Annotated in this window: 12 protein-coding genes; 6 read left to right on the forward strand and 6 right to left on the reverse strand. The window is 60.5% G+C overall.

The features are described from left to right. Window positions 1–98: 98 nt before the first annotated feature. The 3 genes from csrA to alaS all read right to left on the reverse strand — a co-directional run bounded on the left by csrA (window position 99) and on the right by alaS (window position 4,457). The gene (gene csrA, locus ACFC20_RS14425; RefSeq protein WP_008172808.1) at window positions 99–296 is read right to left on the reverse strand and encodes a carbon storage regulator CsrA; all 198 of its coding nucleotides are present in this window, start codon (window positions 294–296) and stop codon (window positions 99–101) included. A gap of 189 nt (window positions 297–485) precedes the next feature. After that, window positions 486–1,721 carry an aspartate kinase gene (locus ACFC20_RS14430; protein ID WP_375193621.1) on the reverse strand — a complete coding sequence of 412 codons (1,236 nt, stop codon included), beginning with the start codon at window positions 1,719–1,721 and terminating at the stop codon, window positions 486–488. A 105-nt stretch (window positions 1,722–1,826) separates the two neighbouring features. Continuing rightward, on the reverse strand, window positions 1,827–4,457 hold the full coding sequence (alaS, locus tag ACFC20_RS14435; RefSeq protein ID WP_375193622.1) for an alanine--tRNA ligase: 2,631 nt from the start codon (window positions 4,455–4,457) through the stop codon (window positions 1,827–1,829). Window positions 4,458–4,598: 141 nt separating this feature from the next. On the opposite strand from alaS, the gene ACFC20_RS14440 reads away from it, so the two are divergent. Then, window positions 4,599–5,171, forward strand: coding sequence for an RDD family protein (locus ACFC20_RS14440; RefSeq protein ID WP_375193623.1), 573 nt, complete (start codon window positions 4,599–4,601; stop codon window positions 5,169–5,171). Between the two features lie 24 nt (window positions 5,172–5,195). On the opposite strand, the gene lptG is transcribed toward ACFC20_RS14440, so the two are convergent. Both lptG and lptF read right to left on the reverse strand, forming a co-directional pair. Continuing rightward, entirely contained in the window at window positions 5,196–6,257 is a 1,062-nt protein-coding gene (gene lptG, locus ACFC20_RS14445; RefSeq protein WP_375193624.1) for an LPS export ABC transporter permease LptG, read from the reverse strand. Continuing rightward, a complete protein-coding gene (lptF, locus tag ACFC20_RS14450; protein ID WP_375193625.1) occupies window positions 6,244–7,353 on the reverse strand; it encodes an LPS export ABC transporter permease LptF in 1,110 nt (369 codons plus the stop codon). The genes lptG and lptF overlap by 14 nt, the downstream gene beginning before the upstream one ends. A gap of 235 nt (window positions 7,354–7,588) precedes the next feature. On the opposite strand from lptF, the gene ACFC20_RS14455 reads away from it, so the two are divergent. The 5 genes from ACFC20_RS14455 to ACFC20_RS14475 all read left to right on the forward strand — a co-directional run bounded on the left by ACFC20_RS14455 (window position 7,589) and on the right by ACFC20_RS14475 (window position 14,003). Continuing rightward, the gene (locus ACFC20_RS14455) at window positions 7,589–9,082 is read left to right on the forward strand and encodes a leucyl aminopeptidase (RefSeq protein ID WP_375193626.1); all 1,494 of its coding nucleotides are present in this window, start codon (window positions 7,589–7,591) and stop codon (window positions 9,080–9,082) included. Next, on the forward strand, window positions 9,069–9,596 hold the full coding sequence (locus ACFC20_RS14460) for a DNA polymerase III subunit chi (RefSeq protein ID WP_375193627.1): 528 nt from the start codon (window positions 9,069–9,071) through the stop codon (window positions 9,594–9,596). Before ACFC20_RS14455 ends, ACFC20_RS14460 begins: the two co-directional genes overlap by 14 nt. Window positions 9,597–9,679: 83 nt before the next feature. Next, entirely contained in the window at window positions 9,680–12,532 is a 2,853-nt protein-coding gene (locus tag ACFC20_RS14465) for a valine--tRNA ligase (RefSeq protein WP_091992409.1), read from the forward strand. A gap of 5 nt (window positions 12,533–12,537) precedes the next feature. Then, entirely contained in the window at window positions 12,538–13,431 is an 894-nt protein-coding gene (locus ACFC20_RS14470; RefSeq protein WP_375193628.1) for a ketopantoate reductase family protein, read from the forward strand. Window positions 13,432–13,445: 14 nt separating this feature from the next. After that, window positions 13,446–14,003: a cob(I)yrinic acid a,c-diamide adenosyltransferase gene (locus tag ACFC20_RS14475; RefSeq protein WP_375193629.1), complete on the forward strand. Its 558-nt coding sequence runs from the start codon at window positions 13,446–13,448 to the stop codon at window positions 14,001–14,003. A 39-nt stretch (window positions 14,004–14,042) separates the two neighbouring features. Here the strand turns inward: ACFC20_RS14475 and ACFC20_RS14480 are convergent, their stop codons facing one another. Next, window positions 14,043–16,073, reverse strand: coding sequence for a methyl-accepting chemotaxis protein (locus ACFC20_RS14480; protein WP_375193630.1), 2,031 nt, complete (start codon window positions 16,071–16,073; stop codon window positions 14,043–14,045). Between the last annotated feature and the right edge of the window lie 99 nt (window positions 16,074–16,172).

Here is a 16,172-nt window from a genome sequence, read left to right on the forward strand (position 1 = left end):
CACCTGTACCGGAACAGCGCCCGTCAAGGCGCTACGCGCCATGCCTGGCGCACCATCAAAAAAGCCGTTCAGGTTTCCCATGAACGGCTTTCGGTCTTTCAGCTGTTGCCGGGTTCCGGCTCTTCAGAGCCTTTTTCCGACTGAATTCGCTGATAGATCTCTTCACGATGTACCGCAACTTCCTTCGGGGCATTAACGCCAATGCGTACCTGATTGCCCTTTACTCCAAGCACGGTGACGGTGATGTCGTCGCCGACCATCAGAGTTTCGCCAACACGGCGAGTCAAAATCAACATATCCCTTACTCCCTATCCAGAGCTACCTGTTCCGAAAAAAATCATTGTTTCTACTTTTTTTGCTTTTATAGTGAGAACTCAGGCTGTGCAAAAGAAGCACATTCCCTTATACGGACACTAATCTCCATAAGCTCAGCCAATGGTTCTCTTTCTTCTTGAGCCCCGCAAACCGACCTGACGTTTGCGTTTTCAGGCTTCTTCCACCCCGGGCTTGTCGAGTTCAAAAGCACTGTGCAGTGCGCGAACCGCAAGCTCAAGATATTTCTCATCAATCACCACGGAAATCTTGATTTCCGAGGTGGAGATCATCTGAATGTTGATGCCTTCGTTGGACAGCGCACCGAACATCTTGGTGGCAACACCCGCGTGGGAGCGCATGCCTACACCAACAATACTGACCTTGGCGATTTTGCTGTCGCCAGCCACTTCACCAGCCCCCAATTCGCTGGCCACGCCTTCCAGCACGCCTTTGGCCCGCTTGAAGTCGTTACGGTGAACGGTAAACGTGAACGCGGTTTTGTTATCCTCGCCCACGTTCTGGACAATCATGTCCACCTCGATGTTGGCATCACTCACCGGCTTGAGAATGCGCAGCGCGCTGCCCGGCGTATCGGGCACACCGGATATGGTCAGTTTGGCTTCGTCGCGGTTAAAAGCAATGCCGGAAACAACCGGTTGTTCCATGGCGTTTTCATCCTCAAGAGTAATCAGGGTGCCCTCGCCTTCCTGGAAGCTGGAAAGAACCCTCAGTGGAACGTTGTACTTGCCTGCAAATTCAACGGAACGAATCTGGAGCACTTTGGAACCCAGGCTCGCCATCTCAAGCATTTCTTCAAAGGTAATGCGATCCAGCCGCCGCGCGCTGTCCACCACCCGGGGATCGGTGGTATAGACACCGTCCACATCGGTGTAGATCTGGCATTCATCGGCTTTCAATGCAGCCGCCAGCGCCACCGCGGTAGTATCTGACCCACCCCGTCCGAGCGTGGTGATGTTGCCGTTGTCATCAATACCCTGAAAACCGGCGACGACAACCACACGGCCAGCGTCCAGATCCTCACGCATGCGCTGTTCATCAATCTGCTTGATACGCGCTTTGGTATGACTGCTGTCGGTCACAATCCGCACTTGCGCCCCGGTGTAGGAACGGGCTTCACAACCCCGTTTCTGCAATGCCATGGACAGCAAGGCAATGGTGACCTGCTCGCCGGTTGAAACCAGCACGTCCATTTCACGGGGAGTGGGCTCCTCCATGATCTGGTTTGCCAGCGCAATCAGCCGGTTGGTCTCGCCGCTCATGGCGGAGACAACCACCACCACATCGTGGCCTTCCCTGCGGAAACGGCACACCTTCTCGGCCACCGCCTCGATACGTTCGGTGGATCCCACCGAAGTACCACCAAATTTCTGAACCAACAGAGCCATTTTCGTCCAATATCCGGAAAAGGGAACTCACAGCGGGGCTCTGCCCCGCCACTCGACATAAACGGGCGGAATTATAAACTCCGGTCCGCCCGCGAAAACAGTTGCCTACGCGATATTTTTCTCGACCCAGGCCGGAACACCGGCCAGCGCCTCGGCCAGCTTGGAGGGGTCGCTGCCGCCGCCCTGGGCCATGTCCGGGCGACCGCCACCCTTGCCGTCCACCTGGGCGGCGAGGTGCTTCATCAGGTCGCCGGCCTTGATCTTGCCGGTGGCGGATTTGGTCACGCCGGCCACGAGGGTCACCTTGCCATCCTCAACACTGGCCAGCACAACCACGCCCTCGCCCAACTTGTTCTTCAACTGATCGGCGGTTTCCATCAGGGCCTTGCGGTCAGCGCCTTCAAGTTCCGAAGCCACCACCTTCAGGCCGCCCACTTCTACTGCCGATGCCGCCAGGTCGCTGCCGGCTGAGCTTGCCAGCTTGGCCTTCAGGGCGTCGATGTCTTTTTCAAGCTGGCGATTGCGATCCAGGGTCTGCTGTACTTTCTCAACCACGGACTCGCGGGTGGCTTTTACCAGACGTGCTGTCTCGCGCAGGGTGCGCTCGGTGCCCTCAATCCACTCGAGAGCGCCCAAACCGGTGACCGCTTCAATCCGACGTACGCCCGAGGAAATGCCACTTTCCGAGGTAATGCGGAACAGCCCGATATCCCCGGTGCGGCCAACATGGGTGCCGCCACACAATTCCACCGAGTAGTTGTCGGTGCCCATGCTCAGCACACGAACCACATCGCCGTATTTCTCGCCGAACAATGCCATGGCGCCTTTCTTCTGCGCCTGCTCCATGTCGGTAATTTCTGTCTGTACCGGCGTGTTCTCCAGGATCTGCTCGTTCACCTGGCGCTCGATTTCACGCAACTGCTCAGGCGTTACGGCCTCGAAATGAGAGAAGTCAAAGCGCAGCTTGTCCGGGTCTACCAGGGAGCCTTTCTGGGTAACATGCTCGCCAAGCACCTTGCGTAGCGCCGCGTGCAGCAGATGTGTCGCCGAGTGATTGCGCTTGGTGCGTTCCCGACGGCGATGGTCGATGCGCGCGTCCACTTCCAGACCCGGGAACAGCTCGCCCTCGATCAGCGTACCCAGGTGCAGGTGGTTGTCACCTTCCTTACGGGTGTCGGTTACCTGGAAACGGCCCCCGCTCCAGGTCAGAAGGCCGGTATCGCCCACCTGGCCACCGGATTCGGCATAGAACGGGGTGCGCTCAAGAACCACCACCGCTTCGTCGCCGGCTTCGGCGGTTTTCTCTTCACCATTGACGATAACTGCGCGAATCTTCTCGTGGCCATCAATGTGTTCGTAGCCGGTGAACTCGGTCTTGCCCCCGATCCGCAGGCCTTCGGCGTTGTAGTCAATTCCGAACTTGCTGGCCGCGCGGGCGCGCTCGCGCTGGGCTTCCATCGCCTTTTCGTAGCCCTCGTAATCCAGCGTCAGGCCGCGCTCGCGGGCGATGTCGTTGGTCAGGTCTACGGGGAAGCCGTAAGTATCGTACAGGGTGAAGATGGTCTCGCCCGGAATCTCGGTGCCCTTGAGCTCGGCAATGTCCTGTTCGAGCAGGCGCAGGCCTTTGTCGAGGGTCTTGGCAAACTGCTCCTCTTCCTGCAACAGCACCTTCTCGATCTGGGTGCGGCTGCTGACCAGCTGCGGGTAGGCCTCACCCATCAGTTCCACCAGCGCACCGGTCAGCTTGTAGAAGAACGGTCCGGTGGCGCCCAGTTTGTTGCCATGACGGGCCGCCCGGCGAATGATCCGGCGCAGCACGAATCCGCGGCCTTCATTGGAGGGCATCACGCCGTCGGCGATCAGGAAGGCACAGGAGCGGATATGGTCAGCCACCACCCGCAGTGAGGCCTCGGTCGTTGCCGCACCACCCAGAACCGACGACGCTGCCGCCAGCAGGTCCTGGAACAGGTCGATTTCGTAGTTGCTGTGCACGCCCTGCAACACCGCGGTGATGCGCTCAAGACCCATGCCGGTATCCACAGAAGGCTTGGGCAGTTTCATCATCTCGCCGTCAGCCGTGCGGTTGTACTGCATGAATACAACGTTCCAGATCTCGATGTAGCGGTCACCGTCTTCCTCAGGCGAACCGGGAGGGCCACCGGCCACGTCTGGGCCGTGGTCGTAGAAAATCTCGGTACAGGGTCCGCAGGGGCCGGTATCGCCCATCTGCCAGAAGTTGTCCGAGGCGTAGCGGGCCCCCTTGTTGTCACCGATGCGCACGATGCGGTCGGCTGGCACGCCGATTTCCTTGTTCCAGATGTCGTAGGCTTCGTCGTCTTCGGCGTACACCGTTACCCAGAGCTTTTCCTGGGGCAACGCCAGCCATTCCTTGCCAGTGAGGAAAGTCCAGGCATAGTTGATCGCTTCGCGCTTGAAGTAATCGCCGAAGCTGAAGTTGCCCAGCATTTCGAAGAAGGTGTGGTGGCGGGCGGTGTAACCCACATTCTCAAGGTCGTTGTGCTTGCCGCCGGCGCGGACACACTTCTGTGAGGTGGTCGCCCGGTTGTAATCGCGCTCTTCGCGACCAAGGAACACGTCCTTGAACTGGTTCATCCCGGCATTCGTGAACAGCAATGTCGGGTCATCCGCAGGTACCAGGGAACTGCTGGGAACGATGGTATGACCTTGCTGTTTGAAGTAATCCAGGAACGCCTGACGCAATTCTGCGGTTTTCATAGCCCTTTGATACCTTTCCAGAAACCCGCCGGGAAAACCGCCGGGGCCGCGATTGAACACGAATACTTACATGCCTGTGCAAATCCGCTACTCTAGCACACGCCGAGAACAGGAAAAACGTGAAACATCACAGGAGAATCCATGCCCCGACGCTTCCATGACGCCGAGGAACTGCTTCCCCCCGCCACTGCTCTGAAGCGGGCCCTGGCCATTATTTACGACGGCCTGATCAGCATTGCCGTCCTTCTGGTCGCCACCTGGGCCTACACCATCGTAGCGGGCTGGATCACCGGCTGGGAACGCTACGAACAGATGGCCGAAGCGGGCCAGATCTCCGGCGATCCCGGCCTTACCTTCACCCTGTTCCTGGTGCTCTACCTGTTCTTCGCCTATTTCTGGACCCGCATAGGCCAGACCCTGGGCATGCAGGTGTGGCGGGTAAGAATCGAGAACCTGGACGGAACGTCCGTGAGCTGGACACAGGCTCTGAAGCGCTACATCACGGCAGCCTCCGTGTTGTTCCTGACGCTGCTGGCAAGTTACTACGTCGGCGCCGTTACGCTGCTGGTTTCCATCCCCGCCATCATTGCCCTTTTCTACCCCATCAACGGCCTATCAGTGACCGATCGGTTATCGGGGAGCGTAGTGGTTGCCGTGCCCAGGGAAACGGCCAACAAGAAGCACGGCGTGGACAAGACGCCCAAAACCGGATGATCGAGTCCTGACTTACTGACGCGGTCAGCCTGCCCGTCGCATCAGCAAGGCGCCGGCCACTGCGCTTATGGCGATCGGTATCAGCACCGCCAGCATCGGGTTGAAACCGTAGACCAGCGACATGGGGCCAAGCAGATCCTGCATGTATTTGAACAGCAGGCCTACCAGCAGCCCTGTGAACACCCGGAAGCCCATGGTAACGGAGCGCAGCGGGCCGAAAATGAAAGAAATGGCCACCAGCACCATCACCGCCGTTCCCAGCGGCATCAACGCCTTTTTCCAGAACGCCAGCCAGTAGGGCGCGGCGTTCAGGCGCTGCTCGTCCAGATAGGACGCATAGGTGTAGAGGCCTGTCATCGAGAGGTTTTCCGGCTTTACGATCAGAACGCTCAACACGCTCGGCGAGAGCCCGGTTTGCCAGCGCTCGCTCGGTGAGGTTTCCCGAACCGTGCGGGACTCCTCCAGGCGCGTGGTGCGAACGTTCTCCAGAAGCCAGTGGTCGCCCTGGTAGATGGCCCGACGGGCAAAGCTGGCCGACACCATCTGCCTCTGATCATCGAACCGGAAGCGGGAGATGCCATGGAGCACGCCGTTGGGCTGAACCGCGTTCAGGTGAATGTAGACATTGCCTTCCTTGTGCCAGACCCCGGAAGCCGATGCCACGTTACTCCCGGCACCCAACGCCACCGCCTTGTCGCTCTGGGCCACCCGCTCGGCCGGTGGCGCCACGTACTCACCGATCAGAACACCGAGAATCACCACCAGCAGAGCCGGCTTCATGGCAGACCAGACAATACGCCGCAGGGACACACCGGCCGCGCGGATGACAGTGAGCTCCGAGGAACTGGCCATGGAGCCCAGCCCCACCAGACAGCCCATGAACGCCCCGAGGGGCAGGTAGTCGTAGATCCGTCGGGGCAGTGTCATCACGACATACCAGAGCGCCTGGAGGGTCTGATAATCGTTCCGGGTATCCTCAAGCTCGGCGATGAACGCGAAGATCAGGTCCAGTGACAGCACCACCACCATCACCAGGAACATCGCACCGCCGACCGTGCGCATGACATAACCGTCAATCCGGCGCATGGGCAGCCCCCTCCCTGGTCAGTCGGCGGCGATACAGCCAGGCCGGACCAAACTGCAGCCAGAGCCCGAACGCAAGGAACAGCGCGTGCACCCAGAGCATGCCAACCCACTCCGGGACCTTGCCCTCGGCCAGCCAGTCACGGGCAACAATCAGCAGACCCAGATAGGTGATGTAGACGAGCATCGCCGGAAGCAGGTGGAAGAACCGCCCCTGCCTGGGGTTAACCCGGCTGAGTCGCACGGCTAGCAAGGTGACCACCGGTACAATGAGAGGCAGCGACAGTCGCCAGTGCAGCAGTGCCCGATCTTCCGGACGATCCGACTGCATCAGGCTCCAGGTGCTGGTGCCCTCCTCCAGTTCCCGGGTGCCGGCCTGGCCGCTTTCGATCTTCAGCCCGTAGGCTTCGAAATCGATGGTGGTGTAATCCAGCTCACCCGCTGCGCCCTCAAATCGGCCGCCGTCTTCCAGAATCAGGAACCGGCTGCCGGTTTCCGGATCCACCAGCTGGGAGCCGGACTCGGCGGTAATGATGGTCAGCCCCTTGCCGTCCTCGGCATACTCGGCAATGAACACGCCCTGTAACTGGCGTTTGTCCTCGCTCAGCCCCTCCGTGTAGGTAACACGCCCCCCGGAGGAAAAGTCCTGGAACCGGCCCGGCGCCAGCATCTCGAATTCCGTTGCCTTGCGCTGCTCGTTGAAAATTTTCTCTACCTGGCTCATGCCCCAGGGGGAGATGTACAGACTCATGGCACCGACAACGATCATCACCGGCAGGCTACCCAGGAGCGTTTTGCCAAGAAGTGCCCGATCACTGACGCCACAGGCAAAAAGCACGGTCATCTCGCTTTCGAGATACATGCGCCCGTAAGCGAGCAGAATGCCAATAAACAGCCCGAGCGGAAGAATCAGTTCAAGAAACCCCGGAAACCGGTAAGCCATGATTTCGAACAGAACGCCGGCCGAAATACTTCCCTGCGCCGCGCTGTCCAGATACTTCAGGAAACGGCCACTCATGAACACCAGCAGCAGAATGCCGGAAACAGCAATCATACTGACCATGATCTGGCGTATCAGATAGCGGAATATAATGCTCAAATCGGACTCTCTGGCCGTGGGCGTTGCATGTGATGGCTACCGGGAACTGCGCGTATTCTATGTAACCTTTTAGCCGAATGACAGAGCGCTGGGCACGTCAGACCACCGGGCCGGGCGTTGGCACCGCGCCGATCGCTTGATAATGTTCCCGCCAGCCCCAATGCTAGACTAGATCAGATTCCCCAACGATTCCGCCAGTGGCGGAGCGTCGACAGAACAACCAACAGGAGTTGCCATGAATTTCAGCCTGAGCAGTAAAGCCATTGTCAGCACCAAAGCCGACTGCCTCGTGGTCGGCTTGCCCGAGAAAGGCACCTGGCCAGAATCCACTGTGCAGGCCGACGAAGCTCTGGGCGGGCTGATCAAAGCGCTCCAGAAAGCGGGCGACCTGTCCGGCAAGAACGCCAACACGGCGACAGTCCCCCTCAAGGATCAGCCCTGGAGCCGCCTGCTGGTGGTGGGCACTGGCAAGGACAACGACCGCACGCCGGCCAACTATCGAAAGGCCCTGATCGCCATGATGGGCGCACTCAAGGATGGCCCCTCGAAGAGCGCGTTGATTGCCCTGGCCGATACCCCGGTCACTGGCGAGGACGCCGTAAGCTCAGAGGCGGCCCGCCTGAACCTTATTGGTCGGGTACTGGAAGACCAGCTGTACCTGTTCAGCGAGTTCAAGAGTGAAAAGCCTGCGGCACGCAAGCTGAACAAAGTGGTGGTTGCGGCCTCGGGCGCTGGCAAAGCGCTGAAGGACGCCTTCAACCTCGGCCTGGCCACCGGTCGGGGCATGAATTTCACCCGGGATCTGGGCAACACACCGCCTAACGTATGCCATCCGGAATGGCTGGCCGAGCAGGCCCGGAAAATGGCCAAGGACTACGACACCATCAAGACCGAAGTGCTTGATGAAAAACAGATGGAAAAGCTGGGCATGAACACCATTCTCGCTGTGGGCAAGGGCAGTACCCAGCCGCCGCGGCTGATCGTGATGGAGTATCGGGGCGGCAAGCCGAAGGACAAGCCCCATGTGCTGGTTGGCAAAGGCATTACCTTCGACACCGGCGGCATCAGCCTGAAGCCCGGCGAAGCCATGGACGAAATGAAGTACGACATGGGCGGCTCTGCCAGCGTCTTCGGTGCCATGAAAGTGCTGGCTGAAACCAAACCGAAGATCAACGTGGTGGCGGTCATCGCGGCCGCCGAAAACATGCCGGACGGCGGCGCCTCCCGCCCTGGCGACATTGTCACCACTCTCTCCGGCATGACGGTCGAGATTCTCAACACCGACGCCGAAGGCCGACTGGTGCTGTGCGACGCCCTCACCTACGTGAAAAAATTCGACCCGGCGGCGGTTATTGATCTGGCCACGCTCACCGGTGCCTGCATCATTGCCCTGGGCAACCACGCCACCGGCCTGCTCGCCAACAACGACGAGCTGGCCAACGAGCTGCTGGCTGCCGGCGAGCGCGCCGGCGACCGGGCCTGGCGCCTGCCGCTGTGGGACGAATACCAGAGCCAGCTCGACAGCAACTTCGCCGACATGGCCAACATCGGCGGCCGGCCAGCTGGCACCATCACCGCGGCCTGCTTCCTGTCGCGATTTGCCAAGGACTACCGCTGGGCTCATCTCGACATCGCCGGCACCGCCTGGCACTCCGGCAAGGCCAAAGGCTCCTCCGGCCGCCCGGTACCCCTGCTGGTCGACTACCTGATGTCCCATGCCGGAAAATAACCCGGCCACTATCGACGGGCAGAACAACCCGGAACCCGGCAGCGCTGCTGCCGGGGCGCCCGGGCAGGACGACCGCAACCAGCGCTACTGGTTCCACATTCTTGCCCAGGGCACACCCGCCGCCCGCAACCTGCACGCCGCCAAACTGGTCGAAAAGGCCTTCCACCAGGGCGACCGCGTGTGCATTATCTGCGACACCATGCAACACGCTGAGGAACTGGACGACCTGCTCTGGAACTTCAGTCCTGATGCCTTCATTCCTCACAGCATCGTCCCGGATTCCGCCACCACCTGCACAGACCCCGTCGGCATCCTGCTGTGCCCGCCAGTGGCCGAAGACTGGGACACCGTCATCATCCTCTCGGCTACCCTGCCGGCAGACGCAGACCGGTTCCAACGCCTGGCCCTGGTTGCCCATAACGATCCGAATGTTCTCAACCAGGCCCGGTCGCACTTCAAGCAGTTACGGGCATTAGGGATTGAGCCGCGGGTGCATGACCAGAGAAAGCGTTAGGTTCGCCGCAAACCGGGCGACCATGTATAATCGAGCGTCTCAATTTTCCCTTGTGAATCAACCAACGGTCACTGCATAACCCCATGGAAAAAACCTACCAGCCAGAAAACATCGAGCGCCAGTGGTACGAGAACTGGGAGTCCAAAGGTTACTTCCGTCCCAGCGGCGAAGGTGAGTCCTACAGCATCGCCATACCCCCGCCCAACGTCACCGGCAGCCTGCACATGGGCCACGCGTTCCAGCACACCATCATGGACACCCTCACCCGCTTCAAGCGCATGCAGGGTCGCAACGCATTGTGGACCGTTGGTACCGACCACGCAGGCATCGCCACCCAGATGGTGGTCGAGCGCAAACTGGCCGCTGAAGAAGACAAAACCCGCCATGACCTGGGGCGGGAAGAGTTCATCAAGCGCATCTGGGACTGGAAAGAACACTCCGGCGGCACCATCACCCGCCAGATCCGCCGCCTTGGCAATTCCGTGGATTGGGACAACGAACGCTTCACCATGGACGACGGCTTCTACAAGGCCGTTCAGGAAGTGTTCATCCGCCTGTACGACGAGGGCCTGGTGTATCGCGGCAAGCGCCTGGTGAACTGGGACCCGAAACTGCACACGGCGATTTCCGACCTGGAAGTGGAGAACAAGGAAGAAAAAGGCTTTTTCTGGCACCTGCGCTACCCGCTGGCTGACGGCGTGCAGACCAAAGACGGCAAGGATTACCTGGTGGTGGCCACCACCCGCCCGGAAACCATGCTGGGCGACACCGCCGTAGCCGTTCACCCGGACGACGAACGCTACCAGCACCTGATCGGCAAGCACGTAATGCTGCCGCTGGTGAACCGCCGCATTCCCATCGTGGCCGACCACCATGCCGATCCCGAGAAAGGTTCCGGCTGTGTGAAGATCACGCCGGCCCATGACTTCAACGACTACGCCGTGGGCAAGCGCAACAACCTGCCCATGATTAACGTCATGACCCAGGATGCCAACATCCGCGCCGTGGCCGAAGTGTTCAACGCCGACGGCACCGAAAACACCGAGCTTGATGGCACCCTGCCCGACGCCTACGCCGGCCTGACCCGCGAGGCCGCCCGCAAGCAGATCGTGGCCGACATGGAAGCCGAGGGCCTGGTGGAGAACATCGAAGACCATGTGCTCAGCGTTCCCCGGGGTGATCGCTCTGGCCTGATCATCGAGCCCATGCTGACCGACCAGTGGTTCGCCGACGCCAAGACCCTGGCCAAGCCCGCCATCGAGGCCGTCGAAGATGGCCGTATCCAGTTCGTGCCCAAGCAGTACGAGAACATGTACTTTGCCTGGATGCGGGACATCCAGGACTGGTGTATCTCCCGTCAGCTGTGGTGGGGCCACCGGATTCCGGCCTGGTACGACGCCGACGGCAACATCTATGTGGGTCGCAGCGAGGAAGAAGTGCGCCAGAAGCATAATCTGGCCGCGGACGTTGCCCTGGAGCAGGACGAAGACGTTCTGGATACCTGGTTCAGCTCAGCCCTCTGGACCTTCGGAACCTTGGGATGGCCGGAGATTACCGAGCGCCTGAAAACCTTCCACCCGACCGATGTGCTGGTCACCGGCTTCGACATCATCTTCTTCTGGGTTGCCCGGATGATCATGATGACCATGCACTTCATGAAAAACGAAGACGGCACACCCCAGGTGCCCTTCCACACCGTGTACGTCACCGGCCTGATCCGGGACGAGCACGGCGACAAGATGTCCAAGTCCAAGGGCAACGTTATTGATCCGCTCGACATGATCGACGGCATCAGCCTGGACGACCTGCTGGAGAAGCGCACCGGCAACCTGATGCAGCCCAAGCTGGCCGAGAAGATCGGCAAGCGCACCAAGAAAGAGTTCCCTGAGGGCATTGCAGCCCACGGCACCGACGCCCTCCGGTTCACCCTGGCGGCCATGGCCACTACCGGCCGTGACATCAACTGGGACATGAAGCGCCTTGAGGGCTATCGCAATTTCTGCAACAAGCTGTGGAACGCCGCCCGCTATGTGCTCATGAACACCGAAGGCGAAGACTGCGGCGTTAATGACGAGCCGGTGGAGCTTTCCCTGGCCGACCGCTGGATTATCAGTGAGCTGCAGAACTGCGAGCAGCAGGTCATTCGCCATCTGGACCAGTATCGTTTTGATCTGGCCGCCTACGCCCTGTACGAGTTCATCTGGAACGAGTATTGCGACTGGTACCTGGAGCTGTCCAAGCCGGCGCTGAACGACGACAGCGCCAGCGCCGAAGCCAAGCGTGGCACCCGTCGCACCCTGGTTCGGGTACTCGAAGCGGTGTTGCGACTGGCACACCCGATCATGCCCTTCATCACCGAAGAAATCTGGCAACGGATCGCGCCCCTGGCTGGCAAGGCCGGCGACAGCATCATGCTGCAGCCATTCCCGCAGCCGGATGAAAGCAAACAGGACGCCAGCGTTACCGCCGATATCGAGTGGCTCAAGGGCGTGATCGTGGCGGTTCGTAACATCCGGGGCGAGATGAATATCTCTCCGGCGAAAAAGATTCCGGTGCTGCTGCGGGGCAAAGACGCGGAGGACCAGCGGCGGATGAACGACAACCGCCAGTTCCTGATCTCCTTGGCCAAGCTCGAGAGCCTGGAGTGGTTCGATGGCGGCAAGGCCCCCATGTCGGCCACCCAGCTGGTGGGCGAGATGGAAGTGCTGGTGCCCATGGCCGGCCTGATCGACAAAGACGCCGAGCTCAAGCGCCTGGACAAGGAACTGGAGCGCCTGCAGAAGGAAATCGGCCGCCTGGAAGGCAAGCTGGGTAACGAGAAGTTCACCGCCAACGCCCCGGCCGACGTGGTTGAAAAGGAGCAGGAAAAACTCCGGGACGCCCAGAGCAGCCAGGCCCGCCTGAGCCAGCAAAGGGCCGACATCGAGGCCATGTAACCGCAATGATCGGGATCCTCGGCGCCGGCGCCCTGGGCCGGCTCTGGGCGGCAAGATTGCCCGCAGGCCAGGCGGCATTCCTTGCCCGTCCCGGGCAGCCGCCCGGCGCCGATACCCGCTACCGTTTCCGGCCCGTAACCGGGCCGGAAACCGGCATTCAGGTCCCCTGGCTCGGCGCCGGCGACCTACCCGATCTGGTTCTGGTTACCACCAAGGCCGGCGACACCCTGGACGCTCTCACCTGCGTGATCGACCGGATTCCGGAAACCACCCCCATCCTGTTGTTCCAGAACGGCCTCGGCAGCCAGCAGACCGTGGCCCAACGGTGGCCGGAACGCCCCATACTTGCTGCCAGCACCACCGAAGGTGCCAATCGCCCCGACACGGACCTGTTGGTGCACGCCGGCGCTGGCGAAACCTGGATCGGGCCCATGACAAAGGCGGCAGACCAGCTGGTTGAGCGGGCAGTGTCCCAACTTGCTGAAAGTGGCCTCACGCTTCATCAGGAACCCGACATTCTGTCCCGGCTCTGGCAGAAGCTGGTGGTGAACGCGGGCATCAATCCCTACACGGCGATTCTGGATTGCCCCAATGGCGAGATACTGACGACCCACCTGTATCGCGAGACCATCGATGGCCTGTGTGAGGAGCTGTCTGCGGTCATGGCAGCCGCAGGCCAGAAAGCCACCGCACCGGAAACCCTCCGCCAACGCATCGAGGATGTCGCCCGAAAAACGGCTCACAACACCTCGTCGATGCGGGCCGATGTGCTTCGGGGCCGTACCACAGAGATTGACTTCATCAACGGCTACCTGGTCCGGCGGGGCAAGGAACTGGGAATCGCGACACCGGTGAACCAGATGCTGACCGAACAGGTACAACAACTGTCGCCACATTGATCAGGAGCAGATACATGGGCAATCGCCTTTCCAAGATATACACCCGCACCGGGGACGACGGATCCACTGGCCTGGCGGACGGCAACCGCATTGCCAAGAACGCCCAACGGGTAGAGGCCATGGGCACCGCTGACGAACTCAACTGCCACATCGGCCTGCTGATCGAAACCCTCGACAGCGACGATGAGTTCGTGGATAGCCTGCGCCGGATCCAGCACCACCTGTTCGACCTGGGCGGCGAGTTCGCCATTCCCGGCAGCCGGGTGATCGGCGACGACCATATCGAATGGCTGGAGAGCACCCTGGATCGGCACAATGAAGACCTGCCGCCCCTGAAGAACTTTGTGCTGCCCGGCGGCAGTCCCGCCGCCGCCCAGTGCCATCTGGCCCGGGCCGTGTGCCGGAGGGCCGAGCGTGTTGTGGTTGCCCTCGGCCACGAAGACTCCATCAACACGGCCTCGCGGCATTACCTCAATCGGCTGTCAGACCTTCTGTTCGTCATCGCCCGGGTTCTGGCCCGCCGGAATAGCGGCGAAGAGATTCTCTGGGAACAAAAAAAATCCGGCCTCTAGGGGCCGGATTTCGGGCGTCTGTAACCGCGCGCTCTTGGCTCAGACCTTGAAGGCTTCCACCAGCCGCTGAAGCGAGGCCGTCAGCTCCGACATCTCCCTTGAGGAGGCGAGCGTCTCCTCGGCATTGGCGGCGGTGCTCTTGCCGAGTTCGCCGATCTGCTCCACGTTGGCGTTAACGTTCCTGGCGACCGCCGACTGCTCCTCCGCCGCCTGGGCGATCTGGTGGCTCATGTCCACAATCACCGCAATGCCATTGGCAATGCGATCCAGGGCTTCGGTAACTTCCCCGGACTTCTGAACCGTCGTTTCCGTAACATCCCGGCTGTTGGTCATGGCCGAGACGGCATCCTTGACGCCGCTCTGCAGCCTGGAAATCATTCCCTCGATCTCTTCGGTGGACTTGTGAGTCCGCTGGGACAGGGAACGCACCTCATCGGCCACCACCGCGAAGCCCCGACCCTGTTCACCCGCGCGGGCCGCCTCAATAGCCGCGTTCAGTGCCAGCAGGTTGGTCTGCTCGGCAATCGCCTTGATTTCCACGAGCACCTGGCTGATGTTGTCACTGTCCTTGCTCACCCGGTTGATCACTTCCACCGCACCGGAAATTTCCGTGGCCAGGTGATTAATGGTTTTCACGGTGTCGGCGACCACTCCCCGGCCGGTTTCGGTGTCGCGCTCGGCGTTACCGGCACTGTCAGCAACCCGGTGGGCGCTCTCAGTCACCTCATTTACGGCATCGACCATCTGGTTCATGGCCTCGTTGATCTGCCCGCTCTCTTCCATCTGCCGGGCAACCGCCTCGCTGTTGGCGGCGGCCGTATCGTTCACCCGTGTGGCCTGCTGGTCCACGTCCGCCGTGGTGCGACTGACCGAACGGATCAGCTCGGCAATGCGATCGGTCATGTTGTTGAACTCGGTGGTCAGCTCACCCAGTTCGTCGCGATTTCGGAGGTGAATATGCGTAGTCATGTCTCCGGCGGCCACACTGCGGGCAGCCTGGCTGAACCGGTTGATCGCCGTGCGCACCGACATGAAGAACCCGATGTACAGATACACCACCACCAGCAGCACCGCCACCAACGCAACCAGAATCAGCGTACGCTGGTTGATTTCGCTGTCCAGACGGGCCCGGAGGTTGGCCTCCACCACTTCGAAAGACGCCTGTTTGAGCTCATCGTAATAACCCAGTTGCTCCGACATCAGGCTGTCGTACTCGGTCCACGGCATTTCCAGGCGCATCGGCGTGATCACGTTCTGGTCCAACTCGTCGCGAACCACCATCAGGCTTTCATCAACCTTGCTCAGGGCTTCGCCTGCCTTTGCGACCAGAGCGGGAGATGCGTCCGCCGTTACCGACAGCGCCGGCGTCAGCAGTGAACTCCGATTGGTCAGCTGGTCATAGATCTCGTTGAGGGTTTCACTGAGGGCGTAGCCGACCTGCCCTTCAACGAGGGCGTAGATGCCATAGGATTTGGCGCGACCAATAACGGTGCGGGCAGCGGGGAGCGAATCGCGAACCAGCCCGAGAATCAACTGGTTCTCACGGGAGGCCCCCTGGCTCAGGCCGGAAATCTCGATGGTTGCAGAAAGCAGCGCCTGAGCCTTCTGGACAAACTCCTGATAGTACTTGAACTGCGGGTCGAAGCTGCCCTGATAATTGTCATCCGCCCGAAGCGCCTCCCAGTCATTGCGCAGTGACTCAACCTGGTCCAGCCAGGCACCTGAGGTATCGAACGAGCGCTGCTCCGCGGTCAGCGCCTCGAAGGCCGCCGCCACCGCGTCTGCGGCTTCTTCAGACACCACTCTGATAGCGTTCTCATCTTTTATGATGGCCGGCGATCGGTAATCGCGGTAATCCATGGCGGCGTCTACCAGGGCGTCCACCTGTTGCAACTGTTCCAGGCCCTCAACTCCCCTGTTCATGGTCTGAACCGACTGGTTGAGCCCCGAGATGACCAGCCACGACAGTGCGCCAATCGGTAAAAGAAACAAGATGCTGATGAGGCTGAACTTATAAACCATCGGCAGACGGTTCATCAGGGCAATGGCGGGATTGATAAGTTGCTTCACAACGACCCTCGTGCTGGCAGGTAACAACGGAACGTTTATTCTGGTTCTTCTGTTCTCGTTCTTCTTTTATTCTATTGTCGCCTAAAGTCGTAAAAACTT

The sequence above is a fragment of the Marinobacter sp. genome, from assembly GCF_041984545.1.
GTDB lineage: Bacteria > Pseudomonadota > Gammaproteobacteria > Pseudomonadales > Oleiphilaceae > Marinobacter.

Bases quoted from the DNA above. Each gene is read 5' to 3' on its own strand.
- ACFC20_RS14475 (WP_375193629.1), top strand. From the start codon at position 13,446: ATGGGCAATCGCCTTTCCAAGATATACACCCGCACCGGGGACGACGGA.
- ACFC20_RS14470 (WP_375193628.1), top strand. From the start codon at position 12,538: ATGATCGGGATCCTCGGCGCCGGCGCCCTGGGCCGGCTCTGGGCGGCA.
- ACFC20_RS14465 (WP_091992409.1), top strand. From the start codon at position 9,680: ATGGAAAAAACCTACCAGCCAGAAAACATCGAGCGCCAGTGGTACGAG.
- ACFC20_RS14440 (WP_375193623.1), top strand. From the start codon at position 4,599: ATGCCCCGACGCTTCCATGACGCCGAGGAACTGCTTCCCCCCGCCACT.
- ACFC20_RS14460 (WP_375193627.1), top strand. From the start codon at position 9,069: ATGCCGGAAAATAACCCGGCCACTATCGACGGGCAGAACAACCCGGAA.
- ACFC20_RS14455 (WP_375193626.1), top strand. From the start codon at position 7,589: ATGAATTTCAGCCTGAGCAGTAAAGCCATTGTCAGCACCAAAGCCGAC.
- lptG (WP_375193624.1), bottom strand. From the start codon at position 6,257: ATGCGCCGGATTGACGGTTATGTCATGCGCACGGTCGGCGGTGCGATG.
- csrA (WP_008172808.1), bottom strand. From the start codon at position 296: ATGTTGATTTTGACTCGCCGTGTTGGCGAAACTCTGATGGTCGGCGAC.
- alaS (WP_375193622.1), bottom strand. From the start codon at position 4,457: ATGAAAACCGCAGAATTGCGTCAGGCGTTCCTGGATTACTTCAAACAG.
- ACFC20_RS14430 (WP_375193621.1), bottom strand. From the start codon at position 1,721: ATGGCTCTGTTGGTTCAGAAATTTGGTGGTACTTCGGTGGGATCCACC.